Raw genomic sequence first — 967 nt, forward strand, 5'->3', positions numbered from 1 at the left:
GAACAGCGCGATTTGCATCGCGACGGGAGTGGCATTCTACGCTTCCCGCCCGGTGAGTCAAGCCTTATTTTACAAGGCTTTTTCACCCATCGACCGGCTCGCTGCTGTGGCGGCGTTGCCCTGTCGATGGAGGCGCATTATAGGGAGTTCGCGCGCCGTGGCAATAGGGATTTTGAGAAAAATCACACTTTAGCGCTCATTCGCTCAACAAACCATCAAAACACCCTATTTACTTCAATGATGGGATGCTTTTGGCAAACCCCAGCAGATCATCAAACACCTCGCTCGCCAGTGCCATGCCCTGCTCGGTGAGAGCTTTACCAGTACGAACCAACGCCGTCTTGCCCACCCCTGCCTTGATTCCGGCCTGAATATCGGCGGTCTTGTCACCCACCATATAAGAGGCAGCCAGATCGATCCCCAACTCCCTCGCAGCAGCCAGCAGCATGCCCGGCTCGGGCTTGCGGCAATCGCAAGCAGGCCCATGCTCCGGGTGATGGGGGCAGAAGTAGATACCATCCAGATCCACATCACGGTCCGCCAGGGACCAATCCATCCATTCGGTGAGGTTCATAAAGTCATCTTCACTGAAATAACCTCGAGCGATGCCGGACTGGTTGGTGACCAGCACCAGGAGATAACCCTTCTTTTTCAGGAGCTGCAGCGCTTCTATAGTGCCGGGCAAAAAGTGAAAATCATCCACCTGGCTGATATAACCGGTGTCTTCGTTGATGACACCATCACGGTCGAGAAAAATTGCGGGCTTGGCCACTGTGACTACCTCTAAGAAAAGTGCGCCGAGAATTATGGCACAGGGGAATACACAGAAAAACAAAAGGGGTGGCCGAAGCCACCCCTTGAGTGCGTATGAGCAAGGTTCGATTACTCGATAACCTTGGCTACAACGCCGGCGCCAACAGTACGGCCACCTTCACGGATTGCGAAACGCAGACCGTCGTCCATCGCG

2 protein-coding genes are annotated in these 967 nt (G+C 54.5%); both read right to left on the minus strand.

The window, feature by feature from the left end; translation table 11 throughout:
* Positions 1-229: 229 nt before the first annotated feature.
* On the minus strand, positions 230-772 hold the full coding sequence (gmhB, locus tag BN1133_RS12075; RefSeq protein ID WP_050666779.1) for a D-glycero-beta-D-manno-heptose 1,7-bisphosphate 7-phosphatase: 543 nt from the start codon (positions 770-772) through the stop codon (positions 230-232).
* A gap of 110 nt (positions 773-882) precedes the next feature.
* Positions 883-967, minus strand: an 85-nt coding sequence (locus tag BN1133_RS19755; protein ID WP_197273672.1) for an EF-Tu C-terminal domain-related protein, incomplete at its 5' end; no start/stop codon positions are given.

This window comes from Aeromonas schubertii (assembly GCF_000820105.1).
Classification (GTDB): domain Bacteria; phylum Pseudomonadota; class Gammaproteobacteria; order Enterobacterales; family Aeromonadaceae; genus Aeromonas; species Aeromonas schubertii.